Here is a 17,355-nt window from a genome sequence, read left to right as displayed (position 1 = left end):
TAACTCACGGTTGGGGATTTTTTTAATGATCTTCAAAATACTCTACCGATTCCGTATCGTCTGCATAGGCTAAAGTGGCAGCATATCCTGCCGTTCCGCCTTGTGCTTGCAATCCTTGCATACCCCGTACAGCGAACCATTGTCATCTGCGTAAAAGGTTAATTTGTCTTCTTTTTTACAAAAGGAGCATTTCTGCTTGCCCGTGCTCTGGATAGAGTCAGACAGTCCAAACCCAGATTGGTCTTTAACACCTGTTGCGTCTGTGTTCGCACGGGAACCGGAAAATACCTTGGATTTGGACACGCTACCGGTACGAGATTGTCGAATAGGCTTACGAGGACGAAATTCAACGACATTACTGCCCGGCTGCTCATTCACTTGTTTGGTGTTACTGCGACCACGCCATGCCATAACAATCCAACCCAATGCTACGACCAACACTCCGATGATCACCCAAGTTAGACTATTCCACATGCCTTCATCCCCGCCTTTGCTTTAAATTCATTTGGGTTAGTTCCACATGCCCGTAGAATACAGGCTTTATTCTGTTTCGTCTAACGAATCCCGTTAAATGCAATAACCTTGCCTATAACCTATTCATTGAAATATGTCCGAGAAAACGACTGTCTGTGCTGTACATCCGATTGTCTCACAACACAAAAATCATGCCCTCCGGTACATCATCCGACTCACCTCTTAACGGGAAATCAGGCATGTTAGGTAAGTCGCCTTTTTCCAGATATGTTTCCTTGATCGCTTTTCCATTAATATAGACTTGATCCTCCTACCTTGACCTTTTCCCGAGGAAGTCCAATGACCCTTTTTACAAATTGTACATCATCCTTCTGAAAAACGATAATATCCCCTCTATGGTAATCGTTCTCCTTAAAGCTTTGCTACTATGCCTAAAGTCCTTTTGACATCTTCATTGGGTAGTCTATATTATAACGTTTCAAATTCAAATGCCCCTGTCATTCAAAGTAGTACATCACATGTTAGCCAATCCAAAGCATTTTTGTTCATTAATTTCATAACGATTTCCGCTATCTTAAATGACAGATCTCCGGTTACACTAGATGCCAATTGAATGAAGGCTGTATTGCGATCCTCAAATAAAAACGGTTCAAGCCAGTTTGATTGGATTCCACGGTTATGTAAACTTTTAGGCTCTGTATTGAGTTGCCCCGAAATAAATTTCAAATATAAATTTTGTCTGTTGCCAGCTGACGTAAATCACTTGCTTTGGCCGGTTTGTTATTTTCCATATACTTCCTCCTCAATACATAGAATTTCCCATCATTATATCATGACGTCTCTGTCCCCCTCTTACAACATAAAAAGAGACAGCGGGTTGTTACACCCACACTGTCTCTGCTGAGTTCCATCTTAAAACTATGTTGATCTAAATTATACTTTGAATTTTCCGATTTGCCCTTGCAAGTCCTCTGCCATGGTAGACAGGTTTCTTGCAGATGAAGCAATTTCCTCCATGGATGCCAGTTGCTCTTGTGTTGCAGCAGACACATGCTGTGTTCCGGCTGCGGCTTCTTCAGCAATCGCTGAAATTTGTCTGACAAAGCCAACAACTTCATCCGTACTTGCAGACATTTGCTCTGATCCAGCGGATACCTCTTCAATCTCACTCGCTACTTTATTAACGGTATCCTGAATCAGTTCAAAGGATGCACCTGCATTCTGTACGACTTCCCGACCTGTCATGACATCTTTTCCATTGGACGCTACAGCCTCGATAGCATGCACGGTGTCCTTTTGAATCAAACCAACAAGCTCCGTAATTTGTTGAGCAGAATGAGCCGATTGTTCTGCCAACTTGCGCACTTCACCCGCAACTACAGCAAATCCACGACCGTGTTCTCCCGCTCGAGCCGCTTCAATTGCAGCATTCAGGGCAAGAAGATTTGTCTGACTTGAAATATTGGTGATCACATCAATAATCTTGCCAATTTCGTCGGAACGCTCTCCCAATCCAGCCATAAGATCAGCCAGACCATTCATCGAATGATTTACTGCGTTCATTTGTGTAACAGCCTGCTGAATCAGTTGGTTACCTTCAGCTGATTTGTGGGCCGCATCCTGAGCAGATGCAAATACATTTTGCGCACGAATGGCAATTTGTTCAACACCGATAGACATTTCCTCAATAGCTTGGGATGACTTCGTAACCATGTCCACCTGTTGAGCCGTGCCTGTAGCTACTTCTTGCACCGTCTCGGTTATTTGTGCGGAAGCTTGGCTATTTTGTTCTGCGCTGGCTGTCAATTCCTCTGAGGAAGTAGTTACCAACTCTGACGTTTTACTAACTGATTGAATCAGTTGGCGCAGGTTCTGGACCATTGCATTAAAAGAATGCGACAAGGCATGGATCTCATCCTTGCTCTTCACTGTTATTTCCTCGCCCGTCAGGTCACCTGCTGCTATTCTTTCAGCAGCGCGACTGATTTGCAAGATTGGTTTGGATATGGATTGCGCTATGAGGATAGAAATCACCAGCGCCAAGACGACTGCTGCAACGCTTAAAATGATGACCATTTGTCTACCTGAAATATAGTTGTCAACTGCTTCTTCCGTAGTCAGTTTTGATCCATCTGCATTCAATTTAATGAGCTTACTGATCATATCGTTTGCGTTATACCATAGTGCATAAGACTCTTTGTGAAGAATGCTTGATTGAGCATAATCGTTAGCTTTGCCCGCTGCAATCACTTCTGGCAATTTATCCAGGTACTCTGAATATTTTTTGGAGAAATCATCATACATTTCACGTTCTTGAGGAGTAGCAATTAATTTCTCGTATGTTTTTCGGCCGTTCTCGACCTTTTTCAAAACCTGATTGTATTCAGTTTCAACCTTTTTCACTTCCTCAGGGTCACGTTCTACAACTATATTCAATGAGAGCCGCTCTACATCGGAAACATCACCGTTAAGAGTTCCCAAAATAGTCACACTCGGCATCCAATGATTATCAATTTCCATCGATGTGTCACCCAAGTTTTTCATTTTTGAGGTGGATACTGTACTAATGAGAATCAATAAAACAATAACCGTAAGAAAACCTAATAACAATTTTGTTCGGATGTTGAATTTCATATATTCGCTCCTCAATCTCTTTATAGTAAGTATTATATCGACATGAATCGACACATTGTTTATATCAAATTAAAGAGATTTTTCAAAACTGTTTCCAAAAGGAAAATTTTACTTTGTGATGATTAGTGAAGCTGATTCAGGTTTGTTTTATAAACAGCGTGGAACGTGTTATGTTGATCTCGAGCAATAGTTCCGCCACATAGCGAGGGGAATGCTTAAAAACCTCGTTTACTCATTTTATGATCATCCCTAAAATAGCGTAGGCGTAGTAACTTGGTATGGTTGCAAGAAAATCTTCTTCTGGTCGCGGACTAGCCGTTGCCGGAATTACACTTAGTGTGATTCCTTTAGTTGTTCTAATCATTTTTAGCATTTTAACTGCGCTAGGCTTATATAGCATTTATTCTCTTTTAAACTTTATACAGATGAGCCATTTACCCGGTTCTTATTTTGATGAAACATTTGCCTTCACAGTATCAAAAATACCGTTATTTATTGGATTTTTCACAATCCCAATAAATAACGGTATCAATTGATATGCTACATATAAGTTTATCAGTTCAACATAGCTAATCTCGGATCAATCATCCCGACCCTTTCAGGACACCTTATTCTCAATCCGCAGCTTGTCAGCTACCATGGCAATAAATTCGCTATTCGTTGGCTTGGATTTAGAAATATTAATCGTATATCCAAATAAGTGAGAGATACTGTCAATATTGCCGAAGCCTTACGCATCAAGGTTTTTGAGGTGATTTAAAATAATATATTCATAAGTTATATGCAATCAATTTTTATCAATTGGTTGGTTTATGGTCAAGTAATTTAGTGGCTAATTTGTTTTACAGTCTTAACCATATCATAGCAATTATAAAAAATCAATTTATGAATGTAGCATACCCCCATAAAAAAAACTGCCCGAAGGCAGTAAAATAAACAAATACTATGATCTAAAATTAAAAATTTTATCATTTATCATGCACCAAAATTATCTTATAATTATCAAAGACGTCTTCCTCAACAAAAAAACTTACCTTTTTATAAATTGATTGTCCCCCCCGTTTGTCGCGTTAACATCATAAAGCAATTCAATTTTGTAATGCTTATCTGTTGCTGATTTCATTACCATATCCTGTTCACTCTCTGAAACTACAGTCAAATCAGTAAATTGACGTTTCAGGCTCTCTTTCCATTCCCTAAAAGATTTAAATTCCTTTTCGTGATACATTTTGTACATATCTTCATCTACAATTAATCCATTAGGTTCTTCCCACTTATCCACCACACGCAAAAATTTGTAATCCAAAACATTTATAAAATCATCAACATTAGGTTTTTGATAATCACCTGTCAAATCACCATTCATAATTGCTTCTAAATAGTTATTCACAATAGTTTTTGCCTTCGCTTCTGGTGTGAAGTAACTTGTATTAATAAAATAGATCAGTGTAGCACAAATCAGTACAACAGAAGTCAAGATTAACACTGTCAAAGGTTTAAATGCTTTATTATTCGTATCTTGTGGAACGAAATTATTAACCACAATACATAAGGTTTTCCTCATATTCAACATTACATTCTTTACAGTACTTCATTGAAATGTGTCCCCCTCAATATGTATTCCATCTGTACTCAATTGACCTGCTACGATAGCATATTCGTTTATAATATCTCGCAGAGTTGTTTGCTTACTCAACTTGATTACCTCCCATTGGCTTTAACACGATAGCCATCATTGGAAAGGTGAACGCCTGATACGCAGTACGAATGACTCCATCACTACATAGTACATACTGGTAACCAACCTCTATATTCTTCTAGCTGTTCATCATGTTCATGCTCATCTAACTGTCGAAGTCCTAAGCTGACCGCTTCTGATTGCACCAATACTTTCCTTCCACTTTTCTCATACAGTCTGCCCGTATCCGTTTTGAAGCTAATTTGTAAATCTTCAAGCGCTGCTTTCTTACTCTCATATTTCTTAAACTCATTATTTGTGTATGTATAGTTAACATTTAAAAAGAAAACATAATGTGTTTTTTTGGTGGCGCGCGCCGTATTGTCGGCAAGTGACAAGCATCCGATATTCCCCTTACGATAGCCTATACTCTTTTCATCTGATAGACGATCTATGGATGGTCTGTCACCATGAATTCCAGTTTGCTGATAGTTCTCCGTGACCTTTCTCCACTTATCCCAGAATGAAGGTAGGTTTTCAATTACATCATAGCAAGCTTGTATTGGATCAGACCACTCACAATAAACACCGTCATATATTCCTGTTTTATAATGAGTCGCATTTATTCGGGAATTAAAGGAGCAATATAGGAGGAAAATAGCATATTCACTTGATTCATCAATAATTCCTTCTTTAATCATTTCATTAGCTAACGCTATTCCTCTTAAGCGATAATCTCTGTACGGAACATCGTTCTTGTATTTCTCTGTCCATCTAGCAACCTCTTCTGGCTGAACCTTAAATGGTCGTCCACGTTTACTCAATAATATTGCCCCCAATGTTTTTAAATGAAATGTTGATTTTATAAACTATCCATTGAATACTAACCAGATGAATCCGTAGATTAAAGCGATTAGTCCTATAATGCACGACAAGCAAAAAAGTAAAAGCATAATAACAAATTTTTTACCTTCCATGATAAACACCTCATTATAGAATATAAAACAGGTAGAAAAAGTCGGCTACGATCCAATCAACTTTACATAAGAAAGGAATATGTAAAAGGATACTATAGATTGTTGTATCGAAACATGCTAACCAATCAAGCGCATCACCCCTTTCATCTCTTAGAATTAATGAACTAATTGACTTTGTTCGCCTTCAACTGGGAATTTGATATCAGTTAACTTTACCACTATTTCTATCAATTTATTTACAATATTGGCGTCATGATCATCTCGATTTTTATATGAATTATTTATGATTGAAAGGTACGGATAGAGCGCTCTCCCCCTAACATTCATACCATCAGTTTTATACAGTTCAAAATCCACTTTTTCTTGTTGATATGCCCGTTCATAATGACCTAATACGTTACTACCATATTCCCGCATCAGATTCTGCTCCAACATGCTCATAAACTTCTCTGTACAATCAGGTAAAGGAACTTGAACATCTTCTGACTCAGTTTCATCTGAATTTTCACGGATATATTTCCAAACTTCATATGTACGATCTTCATAGATAAGCATAGACCAAAGCATATCATAAAATCCTCTGACTTCTTCGTTCGTTAATGAATAGGACTCTGTAATGTCTCTATACTCCTGTTGTTTAAAGTGGTTTACTGAACTAAAATTCATTTTGCTATCATTCAAATTTTTCATTGCTATTTTCTCCTCGTATATGTATTGGTGTAATTCTTGAGCTATTTTTACTGGCTCCTACTTTAAATTTATGGCAAAGGTTGCAAATCGTTAAGGTGCATTTTTTATTTTCTGTGCCTTCATCATCTAATTAGAAAATCATCTAATTAATTTATTCAAACAATCTACTTGCTTACATTGTAATCATTACATGGATTAGCTTCTGATTCAGGTTCAAATATCTAAATTACAGACAGTCACAAGTGACTGGATGACGTAGCAATAGCGTAGCGCTTGCGGAGATTCTTTTGACCTTAATCTTTAATGCTTTTAAGTACAAGGGAAACTCATGGTAAATAAAACTATTTCGCTACGCTACATAGTAGTATTTCCAGTCACCGTTTCCCCTCTTGCCTACAGCAATTCACCCCTATGCTCCTAATTTTGATTTTTTTGATTTGAGTATGACATCCATGCTCTGGACGCACTAAAAGCTATATAAACAAAGGTTTTTTTACCGTTTTTTCGATTTAGCGGTGTCTATATAGGTATTTTTCCACGTTTTGGACGCAACATATTAGTCAAAAACCATATGTTTAGCCAATATCCAGTACCTTTTGTTATAGTTTGGGTTAACATCACCGTTGTCTAATCGTCTTCTTCTGTCCTTGTTCGTTTTAGAATCATTATTGATATTATATGGTAAACTGTTCTTCTGAAAATAAATATTTAACTGTTCAACATCTTTCTGTTGTCTTCTTCTTCCATCATGTAAATCAACTTTTTTAATTAACTCTGCTTGTTCTTCCTTGTATAAACGTTTACCTACAATTGTATCTAAGTAATCAGTAATATCAGCCTTTTCATATGTATCATCCAATATTGTATATGTATCTTGTTGGAGCTTCATTTTTATGTAGTTCATATATCCATTTTCTTCACTGACTACTTGTTCATAAAACTGCTTGTCATAGATTTCTTTAAAAAACATCAAATCATTGATAGCTTTATCATATCCAACTTCATTATTTACTGGATGGTCATATACAATACGATTAGGCTGTTTCCTATACTTCTCCACATAGTTTGATGTTCCATGTTCTTGTAGGTATAAAGCAGGTTCGATCTGTTTGTCACAGTCTCTGATCAGTTTGTTCAACATTTTATTCGAGATATTTTTGATGATTACAGTGACTTTATCTGATTTGTCGATGATCCTCTTCCTACCTAAGCACTGAATCAGAACGTCTATATCCATAATATCGACAATCACATACTTGATTAGTTTATCCTTTAGATTGATGCCATTGTCTAGGGTAGATGTGCTGAATACAAACTGTTCGTCAAACTTTTCATCAATCAGCATCTTACTAACCTTTTCTTTGTCCATGTGCTTTTTCTCTGGAGCAGTTCCAGAAGGAGAACAGACAAACATAGAGTTTTTAAATGTATCATGTAGTCTGAAAGCCTTAGCTGAGCTTTTAGTGAAACAGATCGCTTTGTGATTCTTGGGTATTTGACGTAGAAACTTCTCTAACACTTTTTCATTCTGATAAAAAATCAATTCCTTGATGTGACTGTAATCATGAGGAATAGAATAACTTTCGTGTTTTATATTTTTATACTTGAAGAAAGCAATCATAGCGTCAGCAGTTGCAGACATACATATTCTTATTTTACTTGTTTCATTGATCATCGCATAAAATGAATCTTCGGTGTTCTTGTTGTACCTTGATTCAGTTAGAAAATAGTGAAACTCATCGCATACTATGTACTTATAGTCCTCTTTGACAATCACATTATTGTTCAGTAGCTCCCATTCATACTTTTGATACAAGATAATTGTAATTACATCCGACTTCCCATCCCTTTTAATTTCCTCTTGAAACTGTTCATTTAGCCTAGTCCTATTGAGGAAGAAAAGAATCCTAGCCCTCTCCTTTTTCGCTATGGGATAGAGTTCATTTTTTATAAAGTGACTTTTACCAACACCTGTACCAGCTTCAATTGTGATTATGTCTCCACGTTGCCACTTGTGGATATGTTCAGTTAGTACATCTGAAACAGTAATCCTTTTCCTTGTTGATTGTGTCAAAATTTCTCCTTTCTGTTCATTACATAAATATCTTTAATTAAAGGTAAATAGACGGTTTACATAAACTTATGACGTTGTACCTATAGAAATATAGACCACTCCCTTTATTTTTCAGTTTTCAAAGATCACACAACAAATAAACTTAACGATCTAATATCAGAAAGAATAAATAAAACAATATTAAGTTTGCCAATCCTAAAAATAATTTTATTCCGACTATCCAATCTAGTATTCATCTCATTTACTTACTGTGTTTTAAATCTACTTTGTTAATTGTATTCGTGGTAATGCAATATGTATTGTCTACTACTTAACTTTTATTCCCTTTCACCTTCGCCTCACTTTGTCTCTCCTTTCAATTTATTGTTTTCTCTCTATCACCATTCTAGTATAGCATATATTCCCTTAATTACAAGCTTTTTTATATACTCCATTGATATATTTTTTCGGCTATAAAGTTTATCGATACAAAATAGCTATATATAAAAGGAAGGAAAAAATTCCGATCACCATTTTGTTGGGCGCTCTGATCACCTACCCAAGCACAACAATTTGTCACGGTTGTATTGGAGCATGGTGAGTTAAATTTGACGCAAGGTGGTTGTAAATCTTATTCCTTTTATTCAGATTGGATAACTACAAAAAAGCTCACTCCTTTTTATTGTTAAAGGAGCAAGCTTCGTAGATTAATTGTCTTCTGAATCTTCATTCCATAATTTATCAAACTCTTCGTCCGTCAATCCATCCTCTTTTGTATGAGGAGCATAATAATGTCCATTAGGATCAATTAGATATTTGACCTTTGCCTCTGCATCTGAGATCACAATGGTGTACTCATCATCTGCTTGGAATACAGTTGGAATTATACTTACCATTACAAGCCAAACTGGGAGATTGGAATCGTCAAACTGAGTATAAAATTTTACAGTACGTTCCTTTGTACTGTCTATGGTTCCAGAAAGATTGTACTTTTCCTTGTATTCCTCAGCTATTTGCACAGCTCGTTCTGCTGTAAGATGTTTATTTATCTTTTCACTCATTATTTTCAAAACCTTTCCAGCCCGGTGGAGGCCATTCCCCGTTTCTTAATTTATAGATATATTTTTGCGAAAAAAGAATTTCCCCCTCATTAAATAACTCTTTATTTTTCATAATTTCATTATAAACGAACTCTTCTCTCTCAAGAGTCCTTTGTTGTAAATAGTTATCTTTCCCTAGTTCCTTCCACTGCTTGGCATGATAAGACTCATGTATTGCGCTCAAATTTGTCGGTTCTTTTCTCAGAACTATTTCTCCTGTAGCTGGATTAAAACCAGCCGCAGCACTTTCAGGCAAAATTTTATCTTTCTTATCAATCAAAACCTTTATATCTATTGCATCCATTTCTTTTTTAAATGACTTCATTTCACTCACATTCATAATTCTGTGTCCAGTTGGCGTCACCTTTCTCTGACCACTTACAGGCATCTCTTCCCACGATTTCAAATCTAGGTCATGGCCTTTGGGAAATGCTCTAACTTCACCGTTAAACTTGATTGTATTACCAATCCCAAGTTTAGGCTTGATTATTGAACTAACTCCACCCACCATTCCTGCTGTACCGATCATATTAGCCCAGTGTTCCTTTGACCAGGCATCATTGGGATTAAATGCCCCCTGAATCATACCCGTTACTCCAAATGTACCGAAATTGAGCATGTCATTCCATGAATCGTTTTGTTTGGCTGCTCGTTCCATATATCCTTCATACATTCCTTTCGGAATACCATAGGACATATAATCTAGGAAGCTCCAAACTGAATCAAATTTTTTCTCATAGCGTACTGAGTTAGCGGCTACAAAGTCCTGACCTAGTTCAGTTAAGCTATCTGCCGATTTCTGAAATGCGTTTCGTGTATCTGGAGTAGGAACAGCACATGAATTAGGTGGAGGCGGTAAACAACTCGTGTCAATGTTACCTGATTCCATCATATCAGCTAATCTGAATTTATCTGCATGGTGACGCAATTCTTTTGCTATAGAGTCCGTAAGTGTAACAAAGTCATTCATATTCTTCTGAGAGACTTGGAAACTGTAGTAAAAGCGCTGTTTGGTTGTACCGTCCCACAACCGTTCCATAGATGAAATTTGTTGTACTAAATTACTATTCATTTGAGTTACTAATTGTTGTGCCTGTTCGAAATGCTTGGAGACAGTCATTAACTGCTCAGGCGTTACTCTAATGGTTGTCATAATATACCTCTGGGTTTGAGTTCGTTATGACATAATAACACAATTCAAATTTATGGAAAATAACCTTAATTCCTAATTGTTATGTGAAGGACAAACCTTTCTACCTATGTCTAAAGGCTTATAGTTGTTGCTTTAAATTTTGATCCTCAACCATATCCTGCAATTCAAGAATAAGTGTCAGGAGTTTTTTGTAGTTATGTAGCTGCTGTTTTGTGATACCAAGTTCCTGAGCAATATCGGTTTGCGTTTTTGCCAAAGTTAAACCTTGACTTGACTGTGTATGTTTAGTTGTAGCTACAATTGATATGAGTTGCCATAATCCGCGATCCAAAGCCGAGGCTGTGAGACCATATTACTCCACCAAATCCGCTCTGGACTTTCCGTTCTCCTATAATTGTACCATTTGCTTCTTGAACTCTGCTGTAAAAGTACGTCGTTGTTTCGGCATTGTAGAGATCCGATCCTTAGGATAATAGGTTCATTCTACAAGCCCTCATTTTGTTGTCCAACTAAGTGTATCCGATCCAAATCCGCTGAGTTTGAATTTTTATGTATGTGACGAAACAATCCAGTATTCTGTTTTTACGAGGTATGATAAAATCATGGGAATCAACAGCAAATTGGCATAAAAATGCCACATCTCAAGTAACAGGGATGTGGCATTCTATATGGTTGTGCCTTTACACTAAAGCATTTGTAGTATATTCGCTACACAGGAACGATTTCCCCATCTACTATTGTATATAATTTCTTGCATATATTTGCAACAACTTGATTGTGAGTTACCAGTGCAATTGTGACACCTGATCTATTAAGAGCATGAAGTATTTCCAATATGTCTGATTCTGCTGATTCGTCTAAAGCACCTGTTGGCTCATCTGCCAAAATTATTTTCGGTTTTCTGATAAGCGCCCTTGCTATTGCGACTCTTTGAGCTTCGCCTCCAGAAATTTCATGGGGATACTCATTAATTAAGTCGGATATTTTAAGTTGCTCCGCGATAGAATCAACACGGTGCTTAATTTCCTTTTTAGGTGTGTTCTGACTCAATAAAGGTAAGGCAATATTATAAAAAACACTTCTTTCTTTAATTAAGCCATAATCTTGTACAATAAATCCGATTTCATCTCTTCTTAACACAGTCATTCGTTTCTCATCTTTGGGCTTAATTAGTTGACTATCAAAGAAATACTCCCCGCTATCTGCAATATCCATAAACCCTAAAATATTTAACAAGGTAGTTTTTCCAGACCCACTTCTGCCTATGATTCCTACTAAATCTCCATGATCTACATTGAAAGAGGCATCGGAAAGTATCGTTCTTGAACCGTAAGATTTATTTATATTCTTTAATGCAATTACACTCATTAGTTCCCACCTCGTATTGTTTTCGACAACTTTAATCTATTCACAGAAATCCATGGAGGAATAAAAGATAGTAGTGAAAGTGTGAAGCTGAAAATAAGTAGAATAGGGATATTTATATTTTTAGAAATCACAAATGAAAACAAAGCTGCAATACATAATGATACCAAATTGATAAAAAATATCTCAAAAAGAATTGAAAGATTTATTACTGCTCTTCTTGTACCGTTTGCAATCATGATTCCATATGTGTATTTACGGAGAGTGATTTTAGCTATGAGATTTGTTGAAATGCTGAATAGCGCAACAAAAGCAATGACAAATGAAAATATAATAAGCACTTTTTGTAATTGCTCTCCTTCTAGCCCCCACATCGTAAGATAAAAATTTGAGACTCCTTCCACAACATATGGCTCGATATCAAGTTGCAAACTTTTTTGTGTGAACAGCTCTTGGATTTTTTGTGCCGAAAGAGAAGATTGGATGTAGCCACTTGTTTTATCCAAAAATAGTTTTAACATAAAACTTCTATCTTGTGCATAAATATTGTCTACTTCCAAAGATGGGAATACAACAAGTCTATCCAAGTATTTCAAAGCGTATCCATTATTATAAAAGCTATGCTGCCCCAAAAAGCCAATTACTTTACACTTTAAATTTACTCCCATATATCCCACGTTTATGATTTGTTTCAAGTTAAAATAATCCTTATATTCATAACCCAAAATTATAGGAATAACGTCATTTTCCCCGTTATAATCTCCAGCTTGAAATACTCTACCTTCAGAAGTCTGGATAGCAAAGTGGTCAATAAACTGTTGATTCACTTGAATACTTTCATATGCGTCTGGGGTTTCGTGTCCAGCTTCATATCCATATTGAAACTTTGCAGGCAAGCCTTGCACATCTAGAAAAAGATTTTGTCTGCTTGCAATAATATACTTAAAACTTGGATTCGTTTTTTCCCATTCGTACAGCTCATTTAAGACCTTAAGGTTATCCGATTGAGCAAGAAAGTTCTTTTCCTCATCATTGAAAAAATTGTCATTAACCTTGTATAAAGAGGATGTAGCATTTTGAACATTTGATGCAAGTTCATGTGTATGTGTAGCCAAGCTTAATGTCAAAATAACCAAAATGTACGAAGCAGTACATTGTAAGATGGAAAGTATGGTTTTTCGTTTATGTTGTTTTAATGAATCAATAAGCAAATTGAGCATCACAGATCACCTTTGTGTCATCTTAATATAAGAGATACCGATCACTAAAAATGAAAACAATAAAAGCAAGCTCGTCGCCCCCAACATAGCCGGTTGAAGGCTTAACTCGACATCATGCATATATTTTCCGAAAAACCAAGAAGAGCCAAGAGCCGATATTAAGCTCAACAATAGTATTGGGAAAAAATCTTTCCACACATCTATTAATATTTTCTTTTTAGTGTACCCGTTGCTCCATTTGATCTTCATTTCAGTATTCTTTTTTTCGTTCCAAAAGATCATTACCGATAAGCTATTTACAAAGAGTACGATAATAAAAATTATGGATGTAATTACTTGATTATTACCTCTATCAATTAGATGCAAAATATTAACATTTTCCTTATCGTATACAGAAACTTGCCCAAACATTTTTTCGTTGCCAATAAAATTCAAACCATTTTGTATGGTTGAACTGCTAACAATATATTCAACACTGGAAGTGATATTATCGGCATTCAAGTTCAGTAAAATTGTCCGATCTATTCTAGTAGGTATATTGTAACCAATAATCCCTATGACCTCGTAATCCATATGATTATATTCGACATATTTTTTTTCATTTATGGTTTTATTTATAGGAACATCATTACCAATAACTGCAACATGCGAATTAGATATGAAATCAGATTCAGAAAAAAACCTTCCACTTATTAAGTTGGGTGGAACATAGTCTCCCTTATACATAACACCTCGAATATCCTCTCCTTGCCCGTAAAACCTTCCGAATAATACAGTATCATTTGGTAATGCCTCATATAAAGAAGTAAAGTCAAGTTCAGTTTTTGATGTTTTGAAAAACAAGGCATTATCATCATAAAAGTTATTGCTTAGTTTTTTTACGAGATTTACGTTTTCATTATAAAACAATGTAAATAAGCAAGCGAAACTGAACAGGGTAATAGCGATAAATAAAAGCACATCTAAAACTTTGACACGAGTTATACGAATATTGTTCATAATGTATCCTCCAAGGTAGGTAACAAGGTGAATTGTTTGGTGAATTGTTTGGTGAATTTTTTATTAATAGAATTACTAAAAACAGAGATTCATATCAGAAATAATTCGTTAAAAAATTAGATACCGTAGTATGTTTTGGCTACACCGGATCTGAGTGCGTTATAGTTTTCCCAATCAGAACGAGCATAGGATCTTCCTTGGTTGGTGCTCCATACTCGTCCAGAATCTCCATACACTGATCCAGTCAAATGTTCAAAACGTGCTCTCGTATAACTGTCTAGCTTTGTCTTCCCTTGCTGGGCCTGTGTGTTTCCCCAAACCTGTCTGTTGTTTTTATCCCAATCAATTCCTGAATTGTGATCGTATGTTATAGAAGCATTGTCTAACGGAGTAATTGAATTAACAGTTACATTATTAGGGATATGCAACTCTTCCTTGGTTGATATTACCAAGTTTGGATCAACTGCTTGGTTAGGTTCTGCCGCACTTTCGGCAGCATACGCGGGAACACTCCCTAATAAAAGACACGAACTCAATGCAAGACCCATAATTTTTTCTTCATGATTAAATAAACTCCCTTTCTACTAAATTCACCTTGATACCCATGAAACATTATACTCCTAGTCCATTTTTTTGTAAAAAAGGATTGTCAAGCCAAGTGCGACAATTCCTCTGTGAAAGATTCATGAGCGGTCTTCCAGCCCAAACATTTTCGTGGTCTGTGGTTGATGAGGTCTAGCTTGCTGCGTTCGACTATGCTTAGAGGAGTGTAGCTCATGGTAGATTCTCCTTGTGTAGAGGGTGTTGTGGTGGCTTCATTCTAGACGAATCCGGCCATGAACCCTTTATTTACCTCCATTTCTCTATAATATCCTGATTCGTTTCAGCGTAATAATTTCTACGTAATTTTTCAAAAGTTTTTGTTGATAAAGCATCATAAATCATGTATCTTCTACAGTGAAATATATTCCATATTTGGAGGTTGGTTTCATAATGAAAAAGAAAATATTTTCTTTGAGTCTGGTTGCAATATTAAGTATTGTTGGACTATCATCTGTTTATGCTGCTGAATCTTGGGCCTATATCTCACCAAGTAAACTAACGGATACAACGACTGCAATTAATGGTAAGAATCAATATGGCAGATTCGGACTAGAAGTTACAAAGGGTTCCGCTAAGGCTACTCTTTTTGAGTCATGTAATGGTAACAGTTTCAAAAATGCTCACTCTATCGATATATACACAACAACAAAAAAAGCTAGTTTTCAAGATTACTGGATGAGTAACAGTTGTAAATATTATGTTGGGATTAATGGAGAATCGGGTACTGAAGTTGGTGTAGCATATTTAAAAGACACAACAAACTAAAAAATAAACCAAATGGGCTGGCAGCTAATTCCATCGTCAGTCCTTTTAATTCATCTACTCATCATGTCCTCTCTTCAATTCATTATGAAATACTGTGCTTAACACTTATGAATTTTACTATCTATAAAAGACTGTCTTCAAACCTTCGTCATCCATACTTTCTCAGTCTCCTTTTCACACTTCGAGTGGTCGCCAAGCTGCCAACCCCCTCTATTACCTCTCAACGAAATACCTGTTGGTCATATACCACGCTTTCCCTTTCACTGTATCAACCATACCCTTCTTACTATCCAGAAACACAATTTCACCGCATTCCATACAGCCCCATTTGTTCCTTTTATACGCTGACTCTTCTATATAAGAAGCTCCACATTTACATTCTACCTGAATCAGTACCTTGTGCTGGCTGTATGCGTCTGCTAACTGTTCACTGGCCTTACTTGCTGCTGTAGGCTGTATTGCTGCTACATGTTCCCTTTGCTCTGAGTATTCATTATGTACTTTGAAGTCTGCTACAAGCTCAGGATTCAAACCAAAATGTTCTTTGCCTACTGTTGTTACATATTTACTTCCTACACGATATGACTCTATCCAGTCCTTTATTTGCTTGTTGGATAGGTTAACTATTCCTTTAATTCCGCTGTTTAACGTGTAAGTCATAGTGTGTAACTGATTTAGATTCATTTTTAGATCATCATCTCCGTTGTTATGAAATAAGTTTTGAATAGATCTGCTTATTAAGTATATCTTCTTGTTTCCTTAATATTTTAAATCCTGTACTAGAATCAACATGCGGTTGATCAGACAATAAAATATAACCCTCATCGGTAGTTTTCAATAAGTAAAGCTCAATATCTGTGCCATTTAGATTATCTTTAATATAGTATACTCTTCCTTTCTTCTTTTTCACAAAATATAAAGGTACAAAAACAATTAAGCTTAATAAAAAGCTAAGAAATGAAGAGGCTAATATTGTCACCTTCAAATCTGTTATATTTTTAATTTCATCATTTAAAAAGCTTATGATGACACATAGCATAGAAGTAGTAGCGACAGTTAGTGCAATTGACAGTGGTGTTACCATATATCTTTTATTGCTCTTGTACAGTAACTTTTCAAGAGTAGATGAGTTAATTAACGCAATAGCTTTGAAAATTAGTAAGGCTAGTGCGACTAAAGATCCAGCTCCGACTATAGGCAAATATTTAGTTATAACTTCCATGCTTAACCCTCCCTTATTTTAGATTTCTTATGCACCCTTATAAAATCATCGTTTTACTTGAAGCCTACTTACCCGAAGCAACAAGTTTCTCAGCCTTACGATCCTTCTTCACAATCTTATCATTATTCCTATAATCGTCCCATGAATCCAGACTCAAGTAAGGCTCAGCTTCGATGATATCTTTTACTTTGCTGTTCTGTTGTTCTTTGAATAGCTCAATCATTTCAATTAAATCATCGCGATCCAGCAGCTTCACTCCATTATAACTGGCTAACTGTTCACACGAAATTGTGTATTTGCTTGAAGTAATGACAATGGACTTCTTAGCTCTATAAAATCGCATCGAGCTATACACTTCCTGAACTGCGCTCAAACCCACAGGATTGCTTATTGCATACCGTTTAGCCTGAATGACATTGCGT

General features: G+C 36.2%; 18 protein-coding genes and 2 pseudogenes. 2 read left to right on the top strand and 18 right to left on the bottom strand.

All coding sequences use genetic code 11. From position 1 onward, the window contains the following. Positions 1-69: 69 nt before the first annotated feature. The 3 genes and pseudogenes from ACWXW9_RS28280 to ACWXW9_RS28270 all read right to left on the bottom strand — a co-directional run bounded on the left by ACWXW9_RS28280 (position 70) and on the right by ACWXW9_RS28270 (position 3,108). Entirely contained in the window at positions 70-474 is a 405-nt protein-coding gene (locus ACWXW9_RS28280; RefSeq protein WP_494932088.1) for a hypothetical protein, read from the bottom strand. Between the two features lie 175 nt (positions 475-649). Further along, positions 650-869 (bottom strand): annotated as a pseudogene (gene lepB, locus ACWXW9_RS28275) (signal peptidase I); the annotation flags it as partial. Between the two features lie 538 nt (positions 870-1,407). After that, the gene (locus tag ACWXW9_RS28270; RefSeq protein WP_494932087.1) at positions 1,408-3,108 is read right to left on the bottom strand and encodes a methyl-accepting chemotaxis protein; all 1,701 of its coding nucleotides are present in this window, start codon (positions 3,106-3,108) and stop codon (positions 1,408-1,410) included. Between the two features lie 278 nt (positions 3,109-3,386). On the opposite strand from ACWXW9_RS28270, the gene ACWXW9_RS28265 reads away from it, so the two are divergent. Beyond that, a complete protein-coding gene (locus ACWXW9_RS28265) occupies positions 3,387-3,644 on the top strand; it encodes a hypothetical protein (protein ID WP_494932086.1) in 258 nt (85 codons plus the stop codon). A 62-nt stretch (positions 3,645-3,706) separates the two neighbouring features. On the opposite strand, the pseudogene ACWXW9_RS28260 reads toward ACWXW9_RS28265, so the two are convergent. The 12 genes and pseudogenes from ACWXW9_RS28260 to ACWXW9_RS28205 form a co-directional block, all read right to left on the bottom strand. Then, a pseudogene (locus tag ACWXW9_RS28260) lies at positions 3,707-3,832 on the bottom strand (sporulation initiation factor Spo0A C-terminal domain-containing protein); the annotation flags it as partial. A gap of 306 nt (positions 3,833-4,138) precedes the next feature. After that, on the bottom strand, positions 4,139-4,681 hold the full coding sequence (locus tag ACWXW9_RS28255) for a hypothetical protein (protein ID WP_494932085.1): 543 nt from the start codon (positions 4,679-4,681) through the stop codon (positions 4,139-4,141). A gap of 206 nt (positions 4,682-4,887) precedes the next feature. Then, positions 4,888-5,610 carry a hypothetical protein gene (locus tag ACWXW9_RS28250; RefSeq protein ID WP_494932084.1) on the bottom strand — a complete coding sequence of 241 codons (723 nt, stop codon included), beginning with the start codon at positions 5,608-5,610 and terminating at the stop codon, positions 4,888-4,890. 309 nt (positions 5,611-5,919) lie between these two features. Further along, complete coding sequence (locus ACWXW9_RS28245) at positions 5,920-6,453, bottom strand: hypothetical protein (protein WP_494932083.1); 534 nt, start codon at positions 6,451-6,453, stop codon at positions 5,920-5,922. A 556-nt stretch (positions 6,454-7,009) separates the two neighbouring features. Further along, the gene (locus ACWXW9_RS28240) at positions 7,010-8,527 is read right to left on the bottom strand and encodes a DEAD/DEAH box helicase (protein WP_494932082.1); all 1,518 of its coding nucleotides are present in this window, start codon (positions 8,525-8,527) and stop codon (positions 7,010-7,012) included. 686 nt (positions 8,528-9,213) lie between these two features. Further along, the gene (locus tag ACWXW9_RS28235; RefSeq protein WP_494932081.1) at positions 9,214-9,567 is read right to left on the bottom strand and encodes a hypothetical protein; all 354 of its coding nucleotides are present in this window, start codon (positions 9,565-9,567) and stop codon (positions 9,214-9,216) included. After that, on the bottom strand, positions 9,560-10,759 hold the full coding sequence (locus tag ACWXW9_RS28230) for a WXG100 family type VII secretion target (RefSeq protein WP_494932080.1): 1,200 nt from the start codon (positions 10,757-10,759) through the stop codon (positions 9,560-9,562). Before ACWXW9_RS28230 ends, ACWXW9_RS28235 begins: the two co-directional genes overlap by 8 nt. A gap of 118 nt (positions 10,760-10,877) precedes the next feature. Further along, complete coding sequence (locus tag ACWXW9_RS28225) at positions 10,878-11,090, bottom strand: hypothetical protein (protein ID WP_494932079.1); 213 nt, start codon at positions 11,088-11,090, stop codon at positions 10,878-10,880. Positions 11,091-11,467: 377 nt separating this feature from the next. Further along, entirely contained in the window at positions 11,468-12,127 is a 660-nt protein-coding gene (locus ACWXW9_RS28220; RefSeq protein ID WP_494932078.1) for an ABC transporter ATP-binding protein, read from the bottom strand. Next, positions 12,127-13,344 carry an FtsX-like permease family protein gene (locus ACWXW9_RS28215; protein ID WP_494932077.1) on the bottom strand — a complete coding sequence of 406 codons (1,218 nt, stop codon included), beginning with the start codon at positions 13,342-13,344 and terminating at the stop codon, positions 12,127-12,129. Before ACWXW9_RS28215 ends, ACWXW9_RS28220 begins: the two co-directional genes overlap by 1 nt. A gap of 6 nt (positions 13,345-13,350) precedes the next feature. Continuing rightward, positions 13,351-14,343, bottom strand: a complete 993-nt coding sequence (locus ACWXW9_RS28210; protein ID WP_494932076.1) for an ABC transporter permease — start codon at positions 14,341-14,343, stop codon at positions 13,351-13,353. Between the two features lie 116 nt (positions 14,344-14,459). After that, complete coding sequence (locus ACWXW9_RS28205; protein WP_494932075.1) at positions 14,460-14,891, bottom strand: hypothetical protein; 432 nt, start codon at positions 14,889-14,891, stop codon at positions 14,460-14,462. A gap of 445 nt (positions 14,892-15,336) precedes the next feature. Between ACWXW9_RS28205 and ACWXW9_RS28200 the strand changes: the two genes are divergently transcribed. Further along, entirely contained in the window at positions 15,337-15,711 is a 375-nt protein-coding gene (locus ACWXW9_RS28200) for a hypothetical protein (protein WP_494932074.1), read from the top strand. Between the two features lie 213 nt (positions 15,712-15,924). On the opposite strand, the gene ACWXW9_RS28195 is transcribed toward ACWXW9_RS28200, so the two are convergent. The 3 genes from ACWXW9_RS28195 to ACWXW9_RS28185 all read right to left on the bottom strand — a co-directional run. After that, positions 15,925-16,395 (bottom strand): hypothetical protein, encoded by a 471-nt coding sequence (locus ACWXW9_RS28195; protein WP_494932073.1) that lies wholly within the window; start codon positions 16,393-16,395, stop codon positions 15,925-15,927. 22 nt (positions 16,396-16,417) lie between these two features. Then, complete coding sequence (locus tag ACWXW9_RS28190) at positions 16,418-16,933, bottom strand: hypothetical protein (RefSeq protein ID WP_494932072.1); 516 nt, start codon at positions 16,931-16,933, stop codon at positions 16,418-16,420. A gap of 64 nt (positions 16,934-16,997) precedes the next feature. Further along, a partial coding sequence (locus tag ACWXW9_RS28185; protein WP_494932071.1) for a restriction endonuclease occupies positions 16,998-17,355 on the bottom strand: 358 nt, incomplete at its 5' end.

It is taken from the genome of Paenibacillus sp. LT-B23 (genome assembly GCF_059417685.1).
This window is presented reverse-complemented; position numbering and strand designations above follow the sequence as displayed.